The following is a 797-nucleotide window of genomic DNA, read 5'->3' on the forward strand; positions in this document are numbered from 1 at the left end:
ACACTACTCGTAGGTATCCCAGTTACCGATGGGTTGGTTAAAGCTGGCGGCGCCTGCAAACATCTCCTCCATATTACTTACTTTGGAGGTATCCCAGTTCCCGATAGGTTGGTTAAAGTTGGTGGCACCTTTAAACATGGCGGCCATTCCTGAGTGAAACCAAGAATCTCTGACCTTGGAGGTATCCCAGTTCCCGATGGGCTGGTTAAAGGCTTCTGCACCTGAAAACATCCCGCCCATAAACTCAACTTTGGAAGTATCCCAATCACTGATATCGGCATTAAAGTGCTCCCGACCTTTAAAGAGGCCATCCATTTTAGTCACATGAGAGGTACAAAAGCGGATTTGACCTTGTTCCAGTTTATCGAGCTGGGCTTGGTTTTTAATGCTTTCATCGTCAACAACCAGATAGGTGTTACCTTGATGATTGAAGGTGCTGTTGATGGGTTTATCAAGACATTTCACCGTGTCTTGTGCGGCGGCGGAGGTAGCGAGAAGTAAAGTGCTCCACCCGAGAGATTGAAGGGTCTTCATTGCGGTCCTTATGCTGAAACAGAGAAAGGGCATATTGCCCATAAATCAGAGAGTTACTACTGATAGCTTTGGTGAATTATAAATAACGAAGGGGTATTGAAAAGACGCTAAATGATTGAATCATCAAAGCTTTGAGATAGGCTGCAAATATAATGGCTTATATTTACACAAAAGGCACTAAGGCTAAAAAAGCCGCATAAGGCGGCTTTAAATTAAGGGTGTTTTATTGAAACTGTGGCCAGTGATGTCGGTCTTGCCCTAGT

General features: G+C 44.4%; 1 protein-coding gene. It reads right to left on the bottom strand.

The features are described from left to right. Positions 1 to 3: 3 nt before the first annotated feature. A complete protein-coding gene (locus tag RH40_RS19215; protein WP_009603381.1) occupies positions 4 to 534 on the bottom strand; it encodes a BspA family leucine-rich repeat surface protein in 531 nt (176 codons plus the stop codon). Between the last annotated feature and the right edge of the window lie 263 nt (positions 535 to 797).

It is taken from the genome of Vibrio caribbeanicus ATCC BAA-2122, assembly GCF_000165125.1.
In the GTDB taxonomy this organism is placed as follows: Bacteria; Pseudomonadota; Gammaproteobacteria; order Enterobacterales; family Vibrionaceae; genus Vibrio; species Vibrio caribbeanicus.